The 18,079-nt window shown below is 44.1% G+C and carries 20 protein-coding genes; 7 read left to right on the forward strand and 13 right to left on the reverse strand.

The window, feature by feature from the left end; translation table 11 throughout:
- Positions 1-159: 159 nt before the first annotated feature.
- The 5 genes from AC27FN_RS02370 to AC27FN_RS02390 form a co-directional block, all read right to left on the reverse strand.
- A complete protein-coding gene (locus AC27FN_RS02370) occupies positions 160-615 on the reverse strand; it encodes an arginine repressor (protein WP_487166424.1) in 456 nt (151 codons plus the stop codon).
- Positions 616-629: 14 nt separating this feature from the next.
- Positions 630-2,321 carry an arginine--tRNA ligase gene (gene argS / locus AC27FN_RS02375; RefSeq protein ID WP_487166425.1) on the reverse strand — a complete coding sequence of 564 codons (1,692 nt, stop codon included), beginning with the start codon at positions 2,319-2,321 and terminating at the stop codon, positions 630-632.
- Positions 2,322-2,734: 413 nt separating this feature from the next.
- Positions 2,735-3,175, reverse strand: coding sequence for a GNAT family N-acetyltransferase (locus AC27FN_RS02380; protein WP_487166426.1), 441 nt, complete (start codon positions 3,173-3,175; stop codon positions 2,735-2,737).
- A 42-nt stretch (positions 3,176-3,217) separates the two neighbouring features.
- Complete coding sequence (locus tag AC27FN_RS02385; protein WP_487166427.1) at positions 3,218-3,916, reverse strand: VIT1/CCC1 transporter family protein; 699 nt, start codon at positions 3,914-3,916, stop codon at positions 3,218-3,220.
- Between the two features lie 63 nt (positions 3,917-3,979).
- The gene (locus AC27FN_RS02390; RefSeq protein WP_487166428.1) at positions 3,980-4,684 is read right to left on the reverse strand and encodes a VIT1/CCC1 transporter family protein; all 705 of its coding nucleotides are present in this window, start codon (positions 4,682-4,684) and stop codon (positions 3,980-3,982) included.
- A gap of 238 nt (positions 4,685-4,922) precedes the next feature.
- Between AC27FN_RS02390 and AC27FN_RS02395 the strand changes: the two genes are divergently transcribed.
- Positions 4,923-5,888, forward strand: coding sequence for a diacylglycerol/lipid kinase family protein (locus AC27FN_RS02395; RefSeq protein WP_487166429.1), 966 nt, complete (start codon positions 4,923-4,925; stop codon positions 5,886-5,888).
- Positions 5,889-5,925: 37 nt separating this feature from the next.
- On the forward strand, positions 5,926-6,903 hold the full coding sequence (locus AC27FN_RS02400) for an ADP-ribosylglycohydrolase family protein (RefSeq protein WP_487166430.1): 978 nt from the start codon (positions 5,926-5,928) through the stop codon (positions 6,901-6,903).
- A gap of 120 nt (positions 6,904-7,023) precedes the next feature.
- Here AC27FN_RS02400 and AC27FN_RS02405 read toward each other — a convergent pair whose 3' ends face one another.
- From AC27FN_RS02405 to AC27FN_RS02415, 3 genes are all read right to left on the reverse strand, one after another.
- Entirely contained in the window at positions 7,024-7,203 is a 180-nt protein-coding gene (locus AC27FN_RS02405; protein WP_487166431.1) for a hypothetical protein, read from the reverse strand.
- A 322-nt stretch (positions 7,204-7,525) separates the two neighbouring features.
- Positions 7,526-8,638: an NlpC/P60 family protein gene (locus AC27FN_RS02410; protein WP_487166432.1), complete on the reverse strand. Its 1,113-nt coding sequence runs from the start codon at positions 8,636-8,638 to the stop codon at positions 7,526-7,528.
- A gap of 536 nt (positions 8,639-9,174) precedes the next feature.
- Positions 9,175-9,918, reverse strand: a complete 744-nt coding sequence (locus AC27FN_RS02415) for a glucose 1-dehydrogenase (RefSeq protein WP_487166433.1) — start codon at positions 9,916-9,918, stop codon at positions 9,175-9,177.
- A gap of 170 nt (positions 9,919-10,088) precedes the next feature.
- Here AC27FN_RS02415 and AC27FN_RS02420 point away from each other — a divergent pair, with 170 nt between their 5' ends.
- Entirely contained in the window at positions 10,089-10,568 is a 480-nt protein-coding gene (locus AC27FN_RS02420; RefSeq protein WP_487166434.1) for a LytTR family DNA-binding domain-containing protein, read from the forward strand.
- Entirely contained in the window at positions 10,561-10,950 is a 390-nt protein-coding gene (locus tag AC27FN_RS02425; RefSeq protein ID WP_487166435.1) for a DUF3021 family protein, read from the forward strand. Before AC27FN_RS02420 ends, AC27FN_RS02425 begins: the two co-directional genes overlap by 8 nt.
- A gap of 182 nt (positions 10,951-11,132) precedes the next feature.
- Here the strand turns inward: AC27FN_RS02425 and citG are convergent, their stop codons facing one another.
- The 3 genes from citG to AC27FN_RS02440 form a co-directional block, all read right to left on the reverse strand.
- Positions 11,133-12,011: a triphosphoribosyl-dephospho-CoA synthase CitG gene (citG, locus tag AC27FN_RS02430; protein WP_487166436.1), complete on the reverse strand. Its 879-nt coding sequence runs from the start codon at positions 12,009-12,011 to the stop codon at positions 11,133-11,135.
- A complete protein-coding gene (citX, locus tag AC27FN_RS02435; protein WP_487166437.1) occupies positions 12,008-12,565 on the reverse strand; it encodes a citrate lyase holo-[acyl-carrier protein] synthase in 558 nt (185 codons plus the stop codon). The genes citG and citX overlap by 4 nt, the downstream gene beginning before the upstream one ends.
- Positions 12,566-12,714: 149 nt before the next feature.
- On the reverse strand, positions 12,715-13,872 hold the full coding sequence (locus AC27FN_RS02440; RefSeq protein WP_487166438.1) for an NAD(P)-dependent malic enzyme: 1,158 nt from the start codon (positions 13,870-13,872) through the stop codon (positions 12,715-12,717).
- Positions 13,873-14,084: 212 nt separating this feature from the next.
- On the opposite strand from AC27FN_RS02440, the gene AC27FN_RS02445 reads away from it, so the two are divergent.
- A complete protein-coding gene (locus tag AC27FN_RS02445) occupies positions 14,085-14,528 on the forward strand; it encodes an OsmC family protein (RefSeq protein ID WP_487166439.1) in 444 nt (147 codons plus the stop codon).
- A gap of 100 nt (positions 14,529-14,628) precedes the next feature.
- Here the strand turns inward: AC27FN_RS02445 and AC27FN_RS02450 are convergent, their stop codons facing one another.
- A complete protein-coding gene (locus AC27FN_RS02450) occupies positions 14,629-15,411 on the reverse strand; it encodes an alpha/beta fold hydrolase (protein ID WP_487166440.1) in 783 nt (260 codons plus the stop codon).
- A gap of 132 nt (positions 15,412-15,543) precedes the next feature.
- On the reverse strand, positions 15,544-15,879 hold the full coding sequence (locus AC27FN_RS02455) for a thioredoxin family protein (RefSeq protein ID WP_487166441.1): 336 nt from the start codon (positions 15,877-15,879) through the stop codon (positions 15,544-15,546).
- 254 nt (positions 15,880-16,133) lie between these two features.
- Between AC27FN_RS02455 and rbsD the strand changes: the two genes are divergently transcribed.
- Together rbsD and fucP are read left to right on the forward strand one after the other, a co-directional pair.
- On the forward strand, positions 16,134-16,529 hold the full coding sequence (gene rbsD, locus AC27FN_RS02460) for a D-ribose pyranase (RefSeq protein ID WP_487166442.1): 396 nt from the start codon (positions 16,134-16,136) through the stop codon (positions 16,527-16,529).
- 60 nt (positions 16,530-16,589) lie between these two features.
- The gene (gene fucP / locus AC27FN_RS02465; RefSeq protein ID WP_487166443.1) at positions 16,590-17,957 is read left to right on the forward strand and encodes an L-fucose:H+ symporter permease; all 1,368 of its coding nucleotides are present in this window, start codon (positions 16,590-16,592) and stop codon (positions 17,955-17,957) included.
- The last annotated feature ends 122 nt before the right edge of the window (positions 17,958-18,079 follow it).

Below are 18,079 nucleotides of genomic sequence, written 5' to 3' on the forward strand. Positions count from 1 at the left end.
ATCAGACTCCCACGACCGATTGAATTAAGAAAGATTTAAACCAACCATTTTCATAACAAGTAAACGCAAACTAAAATCGACTAAAAAATCCTATCCGCACACATGGCATGCTGATAGGATCACTTTAGTGAACAAGAATTGCGCATAAATTTAGTCGTTTTATTGAACTAATAGTTTAGACCACTGTTCGTGTAATTGGGTGGCTGATTGCCGATCCGGACTGATGACCAGAATCGTATCATGTCCGGCTAAAGTCCCCGTGATTTTTAGCTCATCTAATTCGTCAATCAGTGCTGCCAATGCGTTTCCATCACTCGGGGTCGTCTTAATCACGTTCATAAATTCAACTTGGGTAAAGTCAACCACCACCTCGCTAAACCGTTGCTGAAAATGGTGAGTATCTGGCGTGGTCGTCGGTTTCATAACTCGATAAATGGCGCGCCCCATTTCAACTGGTTCCTTAACCACGTGCAATTCTTTTAGATCACGAGATAATGTGGCTAACGTGACCGAGACACCCTCGTCGGCTAATCGTGTCTGTAACTCATCTTGATTGCCAATTTCAAATTGTTCAATCAGTTTTAAAATTATGGCTTGGCGTTCTTGTTTTCGCAATCAGCTCACCACCTTTACATTTCATCTGGTGATTGAACGCCTAACAAACGTAAGCTTTCTTTTAATACAATGCTGACACTCTTCACTAACGCAAGTCGTGCATTTAGCCCTTCATCGGCTACCAAGACTTTCGTATGCGCGTAGTATTTGTTAAAATCACGAGCTAAATTAATCGCATATTTGGCAATAATCGAGGGTTCGTAGCTCGTTACAGCTCGCTCAATCGCACCACTGAATTCACTTAACGACTTGAGTGTATCCCAAGCGTCCGGATCACTGAGAGTGAGGTCATCCAAATCAAAATCGGTCTTGTCAGCCTTCCGTAAGATACTCTCAGCTCGTGCTCGAGCGTATTGTACGTAGGGACCGGTATCTCCTTCAAAACGGACAACCTCTTCCAGATTAAAGTCAAAGCTGTTCATTCGTTCATTTTTTAAATCATGGAAAATGACCGCGCCAACCCCAACTTCATGGGCCACCTCAGCTTTATCGGCTAAGTCGGGATTTTTCTCCTCAATTTGGGCCATTGCCAATTGCGTTGAATCATGCAAGACATCTTCCAGTAAGACAACGCGACCAGAACGGGTCGAAAGTTTCTGACCATTTAAGGTAATCAGACCAAACGGAATATGATGAATTTCATCCGCCCAGTCAAAGCCCATCTCACTTAAGACCGCCTTCAATTGCTTGAAGTGATTAATCTGCTCAGCACCGACAACATACAGGGATTGGACAAAATCATACTCACGTTTACGATAGATTGCCGCCGCGAGATCCCGCGTAATATACAAAGTGGCGCCATCTGATTTTTTAATCAATGCTGGGTTGAGGTCATATTTGGTCAAATCAACGACCTCAGCACCTTTACTCTCGTGCAACAGCTGCTTATCTTCTAAGATCTGAACGACTTCATCCATCTTGTCATTGTAAAAGGCTTCCCCATTAAAGGAATCAAAGCCAATCCCTAGCTCGTCATAAATCTTCATGAATGATTTAAGCGATTCAGAACGGAACCATTGCCATAACTGAGTGGCTTCTTCGTCTCCAGCTTCTAATTTGCGGAACCATTCACGCGCTTGATCATCCAATTCTGGATGCGCTTTGTCTTCTTGGTGGAAACGAACGTAATATTCAAGCAGTTTATTAATTGGATCGGCTTTAACCTCGGCTTCACTGCCCCACATTTTATAGGCTTGAATAAGTTTACCAAACTGCGTACCCCAATCACCTAAATGATTGATCTTAATTGGGTTATAGCCGGTCTTAGCTAAAATATTAGCCAGTGCGTTTCCAATTACTGTAGATCTCAAATGCCCCATCGAAATTGGTTTGGCAATGTTGGGTGATGACATGTCGATTGTCACATTACCACCATGGCCCAAGTCCAGTTGGCCATATTCGGCTTGCTTGGTCAGAACCTCAGCTAACGTCGTGGCAGCAAATGAGCCTTTTTTCAAAAAGAAATTAACATAAGGGCCAACGGCCTTAACCTGTTCAAAGGGACGCTGATCGATTTTGGCGGCCAAGTCACTGGCAATCAAATTAGGCGCTTTGTGCATCGTTTTCGCCAAGGTAAACGCTGGAAACGCGACATCCCCTAAATCAGACGTTTTGGGCTGTTCTAATTTGTCTAACACTTCTTCAACACTCAACGCACCGTCTAGCTCCGTACTGATTGCCGTTGCGATTACTGTTTTATTATTCATTCTGCCATCCTTTCGGTATTTACCAAGCAAAAACGCCGCCTCTTACAGGGATGTAAGAGGCGGCGATCCGCGGTACCACTCTTTTTGACGAATTTTAATTCGCCCACTCATTAATCATTAAATTATCGGTCACTGACGCGCTTCGTTTGCTCGTAATGTCGCCTCCCATCAACGCGACTCGCTAAAAAAACGACCATCAAACTACTCCTTCAGTACCTTACATAACCGATATTATAGCAACCTGTCCTCGTAAAGACAAGGGCTTCGCCTAGATTAGATGAGATCAACTTTTAGTAGGTTAGTCACTTAGACGACAGCTAAGTTAAACCTTTACAGTATTATTCATAGGCATTCAACTGGAGTGCCATGGACCAGCTCTGAACCCGGAAATCCACCGGTTTCACAGTCAAGCCTTATTGTAAGCGCATGTGTTGATGCTCAATCCCATAATCATCAAAGGGCTGTCCCACTGACTCAAACCCAATTTGTTGATAAAATGGCACTAGGTAAACTTGGGCATCTAACTCGATCTGGCTAGCCTGTTGTTGCGATTTGAGCCACGCAATACTGGCGTCCAAAAGTTGCTTTGCCAACCCGTGGCCGTGATTTTGTTGCCGGACTAACACGCGACCGATGTGCCAAGTCGCCGCTTGTTGACCGGGATACAGTCGGCAATAAGCGCATAACTCATGTTGTGCATTTTCAATCAACACATGGTAGGCCGTTAAATCCGTTGCGTCGACTTCTGGATAGGCACATTGTTGCTCCACAACAAAGACATCCGTGCGAGCTTGATACAGCATATGTAACTGATAAATTGTCAAATTATCAAAAGCCTGAATCGTTGTCCGCATTGTTTTCAACCCCCTTGGTTTCCACATACCTGTTACAAAAAGCTAAAGTAAGAGGCCGACTCGATAGTGAATGAACATCGTGACAATTCCGACGATAACGTTGCGAATAATCGCCGTGCGAACTAATCCATCACCAAGTTTAGCACTTAGGTACCCCGTCAACGCAACGGACAAAGTCACTGCGACAATCGTCACTGGCCATTGAATACTGACTGGCGCAAATGTCATCGCTACCAACGGAAACAGTCCACCGCTAGCCGCTGCAAACAATGACGAAAAGGCAGCGTTCCACGGATTCATATAATGTCCCAAATCAAGATCATATTTAATTCTAACTAAAGTACCCAACGCATTTTTTTGCATTAATTCGGCAGTGATTTCTTGCGCAGTCGCCGCTGATACGCCACGCCCAATATAAAAATCACGAATGACCTTGGCCGCCTGCTCAGGGTGTTCTTTTAATAGCTGTGCTTCCTTTGCTACGGCAGCTTTTTCCGTGTCTTTTTGTGAACTCACCGAGGCGTACTCCCCAGAAGCCATCGAAAAAGCACAAGCCAATAAATCCGATAGACCTGCAATAAAAATGGTGAATTGGTTTGTCGTGGCCACGGCCACAGAAAACAGAACCCCAACAACAGTGAGAATTCCATCATTAGAGCCTAATACGCCGGCTCGTAATGTGTTTAAGCGTTCAGCCATTGTCAGCTTTGTTCGCTTACTGGATTTTGTTGATACTTGCATAAACATGCGCCCCTTTTGTCATTTAAAACTTTATTGCTCGCTTTACTCCGCTAACGAACTCGCCTATCGAGCAAACATAATCCCGATCAGATAAGTCACCATCATCGTGAGTAACCCGGCAATTACATTGCGCATCGTCGCTTTCTGTCGATCAGCACTGCCTAACCGGGCAGCCGTATATCCGGTGATCGACAACGCAATAATAACCGAAATTACGGTTGCTAAAATACGAATTCGCGCCGGAAAAAAGGTGATCGCGACCAGTGGTAAAATGGAGCCTGTCGGAAAGGAAATCATCGAAGCTACTGCGGCACCAATCGCACTGGTCTTAACCGTTGGATCGAAGCCATACCGTTCACGAACACCTGTCTCAAGTGGATTTCCTGTCATCATCTCGTGGGCAGCACGGTTGGCTAAAGTCTCAGAGATGCCCTGATCCATATATTTTTCTTTAATATGGTCAATTTCGACACCCAAATGATCATTAACAGCGACTGTTTCTCGTTGAATAGCTCGTTTTTCAGAGTCCCGTTGTGTGCTAACCGAGACCCACTCGCCCATCGCCATTGAAATGGTGCCAGCCAGCATGCCAGCGATACCCGCCAAAAAAATAGCATGGGAATTGTTCGTGGCACTGGCGACCCCAATAACGATACCTGCCACTGATAGGATCCCATCATTGGCACCCATGACACTGGCTCGCATAATATTAATTCGTTGAGCTAATGAACCTGCATTTTTGGTTTGCTTTTGTGCTTCAGTTTCCATAGACATGCTTCCTTTTTGTCATTAATTCGGTAAACTTAATTAAAGGCCATGGCTTTCCATTAGAATCATTCTAAATTATCGTACCACTTTCCACTTAAAGCACAAGTGCTAATTTCATCATCATCATTGGGCGATCGACAATTTAAGAAAGCCTAAACAACGCGAGCAAGTGGGTCGTCTTCAGATGAACATTCTGTATACTTGTCGTGACAATTTTGTATAACTACGAGGATTATTTATGAATCGCCATTTTTTTATTATTTTAAACCGTCACGCTGGTCGTGGACATGCTACCCAAATTTGGCAAGCGATTCAGTCTCGCTTAGCAGAATTACATATTCATTATCAAATGGCTGAAAGTAAATATCCTGGTCATGCCACACTAATTGCCGAGCAATACGCCAAACACCAACAGTCAATGACGCACCAGCCCCGAATTGTTCTTGTGATTGGCGGCGATGGTACCCTCAACCAAGTTTTAAACGGGCTGCAAACCCACAAGGACTCCGTTCAGTTGCCGCTTGCCTACATCCCAGCTGGCTCCGGTAATGATTTTGCTCGGGGGGCTAGGCTATCGCGTGATCCATTAACAGCTCTGGACCAAGTGTTACAGGCTACTGAACCTTGCCAATTAGATATTGGCCACTATGTGGAAACCATTAAGCAAGAGCACCGCTACTTCGTGAACAATGTTGGTATTGGCTTTGACGCTGCCGTTGTTAGTGCGGCCAACCACAGTTCTAATAAGCGTTTACTTAATCAAATCGGCTTGGGTAGCTTTGCTTATCTAGTTCAACTACTAAAAGTCGTCCGTCAGCAAGATGCTTTTCCCGTCACCATTCACATCAACGAGCAACGCGATGTTTTTAAGAACGCCTTTTTATTGACGACCAGCAACCACCCTTACTTTGGCGGTGGTGTCGCAATTCTTCCACAGGCCCGCGTCACAGACGGTCAGTTGTCACTGATCGTGGCCGAAAAAATGTCATTCTTAAAATTTGTTGGTTTATTTGTGATGATGACGATGGGACGTCACCTGGGTTTTAAAACCGTCCATACCTATCAAGCCCGGCAATTACATTTAACCGTCTCCTCATTGGAAAACGGCCAAGTTGATGGCGAAGAAATGGGTAACCGCTTCTATGACATTTATCTATCCATCGATAGTTATCCGTTCTGGTTTGTTCCCAGCGATCAACATTGAGCTTTCAGCTTAACCTTTGAATCGAGGTATTTTAAAGATGCAAAATCAAAATTATCTACATGATAGTATCTACGCAACGGCCATTGCCGACGCACTGGGTCAGGCCACCCAATTTCAAGGTAACCGTCTCAACTCATCAGATCCATTGATCCAAACCATGATGCCCGGCGATTTAGGGACAATTGCTGGGACTTGGTCCGACGATACTAGTCTGACCTTAGCAACCTTAGCGGCCTTAAGTCAGCCGATAACCATGTCGGACCAACTCAAAACCACGATGCAAAACTTTGCATCGTGGTTAAGTGATGGTAAGTTCACGACCACTGGCGTTGCTTTTGATATCGGTGCCGGCACGCAGGATGCCTTGACGCAATATCAGATAACTAACGATCTCTTTCATTCAGGTAGTTCACATGAGCGTAATAATGGTAATGGCGCTTTAATGCGGATGCTCCCAGTGGCACTTTATGTGAGTCATCAGGGCCAAGGAACCCCTTTTGACCACCCCGAACTGGTTGACCAAGTAATTAACTTAGCGCAGTTGACGCATCGTCACCCTCGCTCAACTGTGGCCTGCTTGATATACGTTTCATTAGCCGCTCAGTTATTAACTCACCAACCAAGAACGGTAACAACCGTTAATCGGGCCGTCACTGCTGTGGCGCGTCTTGTTCACAAGACACCACAGCTTAACGATCAGCTACCATATTTTACTGATCTAACCACTTCTGCTTTTGCCGATTCATTGCCGGCAGAACTCAATACTAGTGGCTATGTCGTATCGACCCTAATTACCGCTTGTTGGCTTCTCGTCCAACCATTGAACTTAGCTCAATTAATCGTGACCGGAGTCAACCTAGGCGGAGATAGTGACACGATTACCAGTATTGCAGCCGGCTTAATGGCCTTGCAAACGAACCTTTCTAGTTTGCCACAACAATGGCTAAGCCAGTTGCAAGGACGTCTGCTAATTGACCAACTGCTTGAACAAGCAGCAGCGTCTGGCCATTTCTAAAATGACACCTGAGTGATTAAAGATCTCGCCATGATAAAACGTGAAGCGCCCTTGTCCGTACGATCATATCGGACAAGGGCGCTTCACGTTTATTTTTGCATTGGCTAACCAAAAACCAGTTTAATCTTCGGCTGCATCCATTGCCTCAAGAATCGCATCTAATTGATCACACTTACCACGAAGCAAATCAATCTTATCCTCAAACGCAACCGGTTCGGTCTTGGCCGAGTGGTCTTGAAGTTTCGCTAATTCATCAGTTGCTTCACGATACTCTTCAAGAATCTCTAACTTGTTACTCACCTTTAACACTCCATTTCATCCTATAGGTCGATGACCCAGATTATGAGGGAAGCAATAAAAGCTTCTTCAAATTCACGAGCAACTATAACACCTTTCCCGCGCCCTGTGAACACTTTTGTCTTTAATTTTCAGCCAGTAATTTAGCTCGATTTTGGTAGAACAAACTAATTAAGCAAAATCAATTTAATGTTATATACAATATCTTTTGTTATCAATCGATGTATCTGTTTAGAAACGTTGTGAAATTAATGAGTAATCCCCGTACTGCAACCATAATTTTGATTTGTATTCGAATTGTCACATAGTTGCAACCTAAAATAGGCTAAATAATGGTCGTCGTTTGTGACAACGTGCCACTAAAGCTCGGCATCGCACTTTGCCCATCTAACGTATAAACAGACACATTTTGTCCTGGCTCGACAGCTGTCACATACTGACCGCCACCGATATAAATGGCATTTTGCGTGGTCATTCCAGGTGCTCCCCAGAATAACACGTCTCCCGGTTGCGCTTGATCAACTGGTTCTTGCGTAAAATAAGCTTCCTGAGCGACCGTATTATGAGGTAATGTGACGCCGGACTGCGCGTAAGCTTGTTGGACAATACCGGAGCCGTCCATTCCGGCGTTGCTGGCGCCCCCTGGTTGATATGGAATCTGTTGATCCACATAGCCAACGGCCGTGTTGACTGCTTGTGTCTTAACTGAAGTTAGGTAACTTTGTGGGTCAAGACTAATTGAACTGACTGAGGCCTGATCGACTGAATTTTGATCAGCATCAGGAGTCGAAGTTAAGTGAATTTTCGTGTTATGGGCGACTAATGGCTGAACAATTGTTGCCTGTTCTTGGCGACTAACCGCCGTCGATTGGACGGTAACTTCAGCGTTAGACGCCGCACTTGTAGGAGCACTTGCGACACTTGGTTGGTTTAATGTGGCAGTTGAGTCGCCACTCACCACTACATTTTCACTAGTTTGGGCTGGTGCTGCATCGACTGCAGCTGACTGATCTTCGCTTTGATTCAACGGTGCCGTGACGGCAATGGTTTGACCAACATGAATGACCGAATTTTTCAGATGATTAATATCCATCAATGTCTGCGTCGTGACCCCCAGTTGATTAGCCAACGCCCATAAAGTATCACCTGATTCCACGACATAACGCGGCAAATTAGGATCGATTGGGGTAACTGTTGACTGTTTAAGTTTGGGGGCCATTTTTTCTTGATGCGTTGCTGGCGCCTTAGCCTGCCCGGCCTTTGAGCGAAGTTCATCCAACGCTTTAACCGACTTCAAAGAAACATGATAATGCTTATCTTGATGAATGGGCACCGGTCGCTGTCTAACTTGCGCGGCCAATACGCTTGGTCCAGTAGCAGCAAGAATTGCTGTCAGCGCACCAAATGTCGCGATCGTTCGATTTTGTCGTTTAGCCAAAATTACCCCTCCCATTGTGACACCTTTAGATATCCTTAATGCTTTACCGAAAATTATAACAAGCTAAGCAAAAAATAGAAAGCGCCTTCTTTAGCTTTTTGTTATACCCAATTAGTAGCATCATTTTATCGGAAAATCTGCGCAAAACTCGCCGTTTAATGCATTATTGTATATTACACCGGTTAACAATAATCTTGTTTCCGTTTGTGCTATCGTAAATAGATTCGATTTCTCATCTATCTTGATCAAATAGCGCTAAATTGCGCTTTCGATCAAAATACTGAGCATGATAAATGAATTAATAATGATCTCGTAAATTTTTAGAAAGATGCCGTATACAATAAGCTGAAGAGCCTGGATTTGTTGTACTTTATTACAGATTGACACTCCACCTTGGTTGACCGCAAGTAGTTTTATAGGTTTTATTGAAAATTTGTATATAACATTTTGCCTCTGTGTCAGCAAAAAAGCGACAGCTTCACCGTCATTTAAACAGCAAGTTGTCGCTTTTAAGTGTGCTTAAGCGGGGCCATTAACTAAGCGTTCTGACCACCATCCATAACAAATTCAGCCCCCGTCGCATACACGGATTCATCAGATGCTAGAAAAATTGCCATATTCGCAATATCCTCTGGTTGACCCATGTGTCCAACTGGAATTGTTTGGACCACAGCCTCACGCATTGCTTCTGGGATAATGGCGGTATCAACCCAACCTGGGTGGACTGAATTAATTCGAATTTGTAGGCCTTCTTGAGCCACGGACAATGCAGCGGCTTTGGTCAACAATCGCGATCCACCTTTACTTGCCGAATACGGCGCCGCCATCGGTAGGCCGCGCAACCCGGCCACAGAAGAGACATTGACAATCGACCCTTTGCCACCATTCTTTTTCATGGCGTTAATGGCGGCTTTGACCCCGAGAAAGTTACCCGTTAAATTAACGTCAATCACTTTTTGCCAATCAGCTAAACTCAAACTCTCCACCGGTCCATTTGTGCCACCAATGCCGGCGTTATTGACTAAAACATCTAGTGGTCCAAATGTGGCTTCGGTTTCGGCAATTACTTTATCCCAATCTGCTTCAGATGCGACATTTTGCTGAATGAATAAACCGGCATCCCCCAAGCTTTCAGCAACCGCCTGTCCACCGGTCACGTTATGATCTGCAGTTACAACAACTTTGGCACCTTCACGAACGAACCCTTCCGCAATTGCGCGACCAATTCCTGCCGCAGCTCCTGTTACAATGGCAACTTTACCGTTCAAACGATTTGACATAGTGATTTAACCTCCCTTTCTAGTTGCCCCTAGTGTACCCTTTTTGTAATGAAACCGCATTCAAATTAATTTTTTAACCGCATACGCAGTTAAAAGGACCAGATCGGCAATATGACTTCCATTGGCGGATTCTCGTGGTAATCTAAAATCACAAAAGGAGGCGAGGTCTTTTGGAAATCAACTTTGCATTACGGAACCAGCCATTAATTTCGGTCACGATCTTCGCACCACAAAAAACACCATTGGTTGGCCGTTTAATCACTTATCTCGAAAATTTCAGTGATGAGGATGATCGACTGCTAATCCGCCAACACGGTCAGCAAATATTGGTGGACCCAAGCACGATTATTGCCATCGAGATCGCTCATAAGGAACTCACGATCACAACGCTGACGCAGACGTATCATACATTCGGTTCATTGACTGCAATCCTAAAGGCACTACCGGATGGACTTCTTTTTACAGTCTCTCAGTCCGCGGCACTTAATCTACGATACCTTAATCGACTCGACGCATCATTCTCCGGGACGATGATGGCGCAACTAGATCACCACTTGTCTATCGCAATTTCCCGTCGATATGTGCATTCACTCCGCGAGGCTGTTCACAATCGTTCACAATCTTTAACTGGAGGTGTGTCTCATGATTAATTGGCGGCAACAACTACTATCCAGTTTTTTAATTTCATTTTTTATTGGAAATTCGTTACTGGCCATCAACTTGCTCATCGAAGATCCGGATCATCTCGGCCATTTGGTGCTTCAAATTTGGGGGTTATGTCTCTTATTAGGCCTGGTTAACTTGCTCAATTCGATTAAGTTAGTCCCAATTTTAAAATATGCTCTGATAATTGGCTCATCCAGTCTGGTCTACTTAACTTGTGCCGCCGTCTATCAGTGGTTTTCACTATCCGTTCTCAGCATCTGCTTGACACTTGGCGGTTTTGCACTCTGGTACTTAATCTCTTGGATTGGTTATTGGTTGTATCTACGCTTTGTTGTTCATCAAATTAATACTAGTTTGCACGGTTGAATGGTCGCTTATGTCGCGGCTTCAGATTTAAGTTCAGGTTGCCAAAACTTGTCATTGAGCCACTCAAAATCTAAATAAAAACGGGACATCAATCGAGCAGTAACTTTTTAACCGAAGTTACTGTTCGACCGATGTCCCACGTTCCGTCTAGCATTGCTGTCAACATACTCATCTAGGCCTATCTAGAACAACGCTTCTAATAAGCCAAAATAAATTGTCAAGATGAGTAAATCGGCAGATCCGCCAAGGCTTAAACCACGCTCAAGGAAGACTTGATTCAACTCACGTAAAAACGCCTGCCCCGCGGTTGTCTGGCTCCCCCCACGAGCGAAGTATTGTCGACTCTGTTCATTCATCCACTCAGTAATCGCTGGAGTTCCTGCGCGCTTGATTAAATTTGAATCACTGGTTGCGCCGGCAATTTTGATTAATGTATCCAGTAACCGATCCATCGTTGGGCCAGTCGTTTGCCGCAAAAATGGCAAGGCCAATTGGCTAACCGTTGGAAAACCTGCGGCTGCTTCACCTCGAATACCAGTCTTGCCATATTGCAAGAATTGCCGTTCACCGGCTGTTAACGACTCCGGATTGCGGTGGGATAGGTGTTTGAAATCACTTTCCAATACACCAGTCAGCATTTTCTTGGTTATAGCAAAGATTTGATTTGATCGAATATTGCTAGCTACATCAATTGTTGCCCCGGCGGCAGCTACAATAATTCCCAATGAAAAGATTGCGCCTTTATGGGTGTTAACGCCATGGGTTGCAGCAAACATATTCGTCTCAGCCCTTTTGCCAATTACCCGTAACTGTTCAAATAATGAAGGCCCAGCCTGTAAACCGGCCTGACTACCTAATTGAGCTGCTTGCTTGAAATACGGTTGGAGACTCATTGCACTCGTAATAAACGTGAAAACATCCATATCTGGATGTGGTCCCGGGCTCACGGGGTCGACTAAGCCAGGTTTAGGATTGACCGTGACTTCCATTATGAGCGCCTGTATGGCCAACTGACTTAATTTTTCAATTTGTTGTTGTCGTTCGGTTCGTTCAACCTTCATAAAATTGCCCCGAATGTTGCCTGATAGACATCATTGATGTGGTCCTGCAGCTGGTCGACACTATGTCGTCGCGATCGAGCACAAGCCTTCGCCGGTCGCCCACAGATAAAACACTGGCGCACCGGCAAACTTAGTTGCGTCCGTGACAATGCTTGTAACTGTTCGTCGTCGTTAATGAGCACGTCCACGTCAAATAAACGTCCCAATGGCGTCTCATCTTCGAATTGAACCGCCAATTGCTTCAAACTTTTGGCCGATCCGTCAATGACCATTAGAGTTTCACAGCCAGTTTCTTTGTCCCATTGTTGTGTTTCAGTCATAACGAACTGTTCCTGATTAAGTCTCGTTTGCCAAGTGCTTTCCCCATTTTCAAAAATTCGGGTCAAAGCATCATTATTTTTGATTGGTCCAGGAATATTCAACTTTAAGGTAACAATTGTCTGACCTGGATATCGCTTTGCCAAGCGCCATTGGCTTTGAACGCGTTGATCTTTATTGGCCAATACATCCGCAATCGATTGGGGGACGCCAGTCGAAAAAATGGATTGGGTCATTGCTTCTACGCCTCGACTTTCTTCATGTTATCAAGCTGACTTAAGCAACAATGATTGACTTATTTCGGCTTCTCTTTGAATCACTTGTTAATAGCAAATAACCGCAATCATCGGAATATAGCTAAAAATCGCGTAACTTTAACTTAAGCCTACGCGTTAGTCTTGGCAAAATCCACCACTGCCTCAGCGACCGTTCTCACAACGCCTTCGTCGAATACGCCGGGAACGATATGATCTGATTTTGGCTCCTGAACCATATTAGCTAACGCATTGGCAACATTGGCCTCTAGCTGTAAACTGACTTTTTTTAGCCCGCTACTTAAGAGACCTTTGTATAAGCCCGGAAAGACCAAGATATTATTAACTTGATTAGGATATTGACTAGAACCAGTCGCCATTACTGCTGCCCCTGCTTTTTGGGCAACGTCAGGGTCAATCTCTGGCACAGGATTAGCTAACCCAAAAATAATCGGTTGCTTGGCCATCGTTTTGACTGCTTCCGCACTGAGAACATTGGCATCTGATAGGCCGATGAAAACATCCTGATCAACAATCGCCTGTGACAAGGTTGAACCAGTCACGTGTTGCCCTAGCTGAGCGGCTAATTGACGCTGATAGGTATTAGCTCGTTGATCATCTGGTGTAATGACCCCATTGATGTCAACTAAGGTGATCTGTTTAATCCCCGCAGCGGCTAACAAACGGGCCGTCGCAATCCCAGATGCGCCAGCACCATTAATTAAAACTCGTAAGTTTTCGAAATCCTTACCAACCACCCGGGCAGCATTCAACAAACCAGCCATAACCACCACCGCCGTGCCCTCTTGATCATCATGATAGACGGGAATATCTAGTTCTTGACTTAAACGATCTTCAATTTCAAAACAACGTGGCGCGGCGATATCCTCAAGGTGAATTCCGGCAAAGCTACCAGCAATGTTCTTAACCGTTGCCACAAATTCATCCGTTGACACTTGTGCAACAGACAACGGCAACGCATTCACACCAGCTAAATCTTTATACAATAACGATTTACCCTCAATTACCGGTAAAGAACCGGCTGGGCCAATATTGCCCAAGCCTAAGACCGCCGAACCGTCTGAAACAACTGCGACTAACTTACCACTGAGCGTATAACGATCACGTAAACTCGGATCCTGGGCCAGCAACTTGGAAATAGCTGCCACCCCGGGCGTGTAAGCCTTCCCTAGATCACTACGATTTTTGACAGCCATTTCTGACTCGATTCCTAACACACCATTGTGGCGTGCATGTAACTTCAAGACTTCATCTAATTGATCTGCCATCTCTGTGCCTCCGATTTAATTTTACAGTGTAACTATACCGTTGTTTTTAAATAATGCAAATTAAGTCGCCTATTTTTATACTTTTGAAATATCTATTTAGATTTTTATCGTGCTTAATCTAGCATCACGCGTTCAAATTAATTGCGTAATCGCTTTCAAATCGCTAAACTAAGGCTAATAAACTTGGGCAAAACCGCCGGGAGGATCAAATCATGATCGATAAATCTCAACGTCCACGAACAACCTATCACACAACGCTCATCAACGAAGATGGTCTGATCGGCCATGCCTACGCTGTGGGTACCGATGAAATTGATGTGAAGATTAATACAACTAGCAACGATCATTTAGGAACTAATCCGGAACAGCTGCTTGGCCTTGCACTGACGACATGTTTTAATGCAACACTTGAAGCAATTGAGAAACGTAATGGTTATGAACATCGCACCAAAGTAAAAGCAGACGTTGATCAAGCCCACGACACTCATGGACTTCAATTCTTCGTTGATGTCACCGTATATATTCCCGCCGATGAGGTTGATCGCCAAACCGCTCAAGCCTGGTTTGAACTAGCTGAGTCACGCTGTCCTGTTTCCAAATTGGTTTCAGGTAGCAATAATGTAACCTTTACATTGGTTGACCACTGGGAAGATTAACTTTTATGCTTTGTTGAGCAAGACAAATACGCCTAGATAACTGCCAATAAAGGTATTCAAGCAGTTCACTTAGGCGTATTTTGTCGCGTCTTTAGATACGTTAAACACGTTTTAAAAATGATAAAATGGCTTCGGTCGTTGCCTGACTTTGTTCGGCCATCACAATGTGACCAGCCTGTTGAATAACCTTAGCCTCACCCTTAACTGCCATGGCGGCAGTTATCGCCGCAAAATCTGGGTTAAAGTATGGTGACTGAGCACCGGCCAAAATCAGCAATGGTTTGCTCAGTTGAGCAACAACATCCCGCCAGTCTGCCGCAGCATGATCAAACAAGAATGGTTCATTTAGCTTTGCGTCAAAAGGCGCCTTTTGAGCAGCCGCCTGCACTAATGCAAACGTCTTGTCATCAATATGCTTGAAGGTTGACTGCCCTAAAGGCATCCGAAAATAATCAGGATAGTCAGTCCACGTTGCCTGTTTGAAGCCATATGGCCAATCTGGTGTGTTAATCATCTTGGGACTCTGATCAATATCAATCACGGCGCCAACATTGGCATCACCGAATAAGGATAAATAGGCAAAGATGGTGGCAGCACCCATCGAGTTACCCAGTAAAATAACGTGCTTAAGCATTAATTGCTGGATCACTTCTGCTAGATCCATCCCATGGCGACTAATTCGACGGCCCTTAACCGTGTGTTGTGATTGGCCTTGATTACGCGCGTCGACATTGATAACCCGATACCCCGCGGCTAAAAGCGCAGGAATCTGTGCTTGCCAAATTTCCTTAGCACCACCAAAACCGGTCAGAATCACAATCGGTTGGCCGGTTCCTTGATCACTATAAGCTAATTTAACGCCATCATTCATCGTTAGAAACATGAGATGCGATCCTCCTTAGTCATCTTCCTCAGTCTAGCACTTTTGTCATTTTTCAATCAGCGCTAAGCTGAAGGTCATCAAAAAAGCGTGACCACTTAACAAGTGATCACGCTAATATTAAACAGTCCTAACTTAGGCAGGTTGACCTTCAACTGAATCAATAAATTGTTCAACCTCTTGTCGTGTTTTCCGATCGGCATTGGCAAAGCGACCAATTTCTTGACCATTTTCAAAAGCAACGAAGCTTGGGATTCCCATAACACCGAGCTCTTGGGAAAAGTCAAGGTTAGCATCACGATCAACGTGAACCCACTGATACTGATCATACTTTGATTCAATATCGGGCATTACTGGCTTAATGAAGGCACAATCTGGGCACCAAGTTGCGGAAAAGTAAAGCATCACTTTACCATCACGCTTAATTACATCATCCAACTCTGCGTTACTCATGTTTTCCATTGGTGTCATCAACGAACCCTCCTTTGATTTACTTACTATTTTATAGCGAGGGTAGCAAAAGTCAAGCGCAAAGTTTGTCACCTTGGTCGTGCTGCTTAGTCAATTCCTTAACAAATATCCGAAAAAAGTATTGCAATCGGTTACATGCCATGATAATTTTAATAGCGTTTTCAAAAACAGATTGCGGCTAATCGCTGAAGTAAAACGTTTTACAAATTAGTCTAATTTATAACTACCTCACAAATTGAAAGGAAGTCCTAATTTTGAAAAAAACAACCGTCATAAATTCGGAATTATCAACCGTCATCGCCGGAATGGGTCACATGGATTGGCTAAGCATCGGTGACGCAGGGATGCCAGTACCACTCGGGACCCAAAAGATCGATTTAGCGGTGACAAAAGATCTGCCACGATTCATCGATGTGTTAGAAAACGTGCTCAGCGAACTAGCCGTGCAAAAGATTTATTTGGCTGAGGAAATAAAAACAGTTAATCCTCAACAACTGACGGCGATTAAAGCCTTATTACCTGATGTCGAGATTGTCTTTCTACCACACGTCGAACTCAAACGTGACTTAGCCCAAACGCATGCTTTTGTTCGAACCGGTGAAATGTCGGCCTACTCGAATATCATCTTAGAATCCGGGGTTACCTTTTAGCGTTCGTTTTCTACGTAAAACCTTTTACTTAAAATTTCAAAATCATAAGGAGCAGCTACCATGCAGGCAACTCAAGCCAAAAACAAAAAAAGCCATGGTTGGGAACAACTTTCCGATGGTTATCTAAGCAAGACACCCATTTTTCAATATTTAATGGTCTCCCTAATTTTCCCACTTTGGGGCGCAGCCGCTAGTCTAAACGATATTTTAATTACCCAATTCAAGACTGTTTTCATGCTTAATGACGCAGCTACTGCCTTTGTTCAAAGTGCTTTCTATGGCGGTTATTTCTTGATTGCCATTCCAGCCTCATTGGTCATCAAAAAGGCTAGCTATAAATTTGCAATTATGACCGGACTCATCTTTTATATTTTGGGTTGTTCGCTCTTCTTCCCCGCTTCGCGCGTGGCCACTTATAGCATGTTTTTGGTCGCTATTTTTGCGATTGCGATCGGCCTTAGCTTTTTAGAAACGGCTAGTGACACTTATAGTTCGATGTTAGGACCGAAAAAGTTTTCTACCCTGCGCCTCAACATCTCCCAAACTCTGGTACCACTCGGTGATATCACGGGTATTTTACTAGGTAAATTTCTAATCTTTGGCGCCGTTGGTAATCTAAGCGCAAAAATGGCGCATATGCACGGTGCTGCACGAATCGTATACGGCGAACAAATGCTGCAGCTAACATTACGTCCATATAAGTACATTCTGATTGTACTTTTAATCATGCTGATTGCTTTCGCCTTGGTGCCAATGCCGCAAGCAAAAGCCACTCGTGTTAACACTGATAATGACATGGTTGAAGAGAAACAACCAGCGCTTAGTGAAACCTTACGTTATCTTTGGCATAATAACGCCTTCAAAAAAGGGGTCTTTACCCAATTTATTTACGCTGGTCTACAGACCACGGTTTGGTCTTTCACGATTCGGCTAGCCTTGAACATTAACCCTAAGATTACCGATAGTGCTGCTTCAACCTTCATGATTTACTCGTACATTGCCTGGTTCATTGGAAAATTAATCGCCAACTACTTTATGAGTAAATATTCAATTACTGGAACCTTAGTCGCCTATTCGTTACTCGGAGTTTTATCCTTAATCGTTACCTTCACGGTTCCCAATATGATTGCAGTTTACGCCGCTATCATGACTAGCTTTTTCTTTGGTCCAGAATGGCCGACAATTTATACCCACACATTAGATCAAGTTCATGAAAAGCAACATACCGAAACAGCCGGCGCAGTAATCGTAATGGCGCTAATCGGTGGGGCAATTGTACCAGCTATCCAAGGGATCGTTTCTGATTTGTCGGGCTCCATGCAATTTTCTTTTGTCGTACCCGCACTGTGCTATTTATACATTACTTTATACTTTTATTTCGAATACCGTTACGAAAAAGCACATCCACAAACAGTTCAAGAGCACTGATTAATCAAACAACGCTTTAATTTCGTTTCTAATCTGGAAAGACAAAACGCAAAGTCGGTACAAAAGACTTTGCGTTTTTTGTACCTAAGAAAGTGGATTCGGTTTGTTTAAAAAAATAATGA

The organism is Furfurilactobacillus sp. W61-4, from assembly GCF_057545565.1.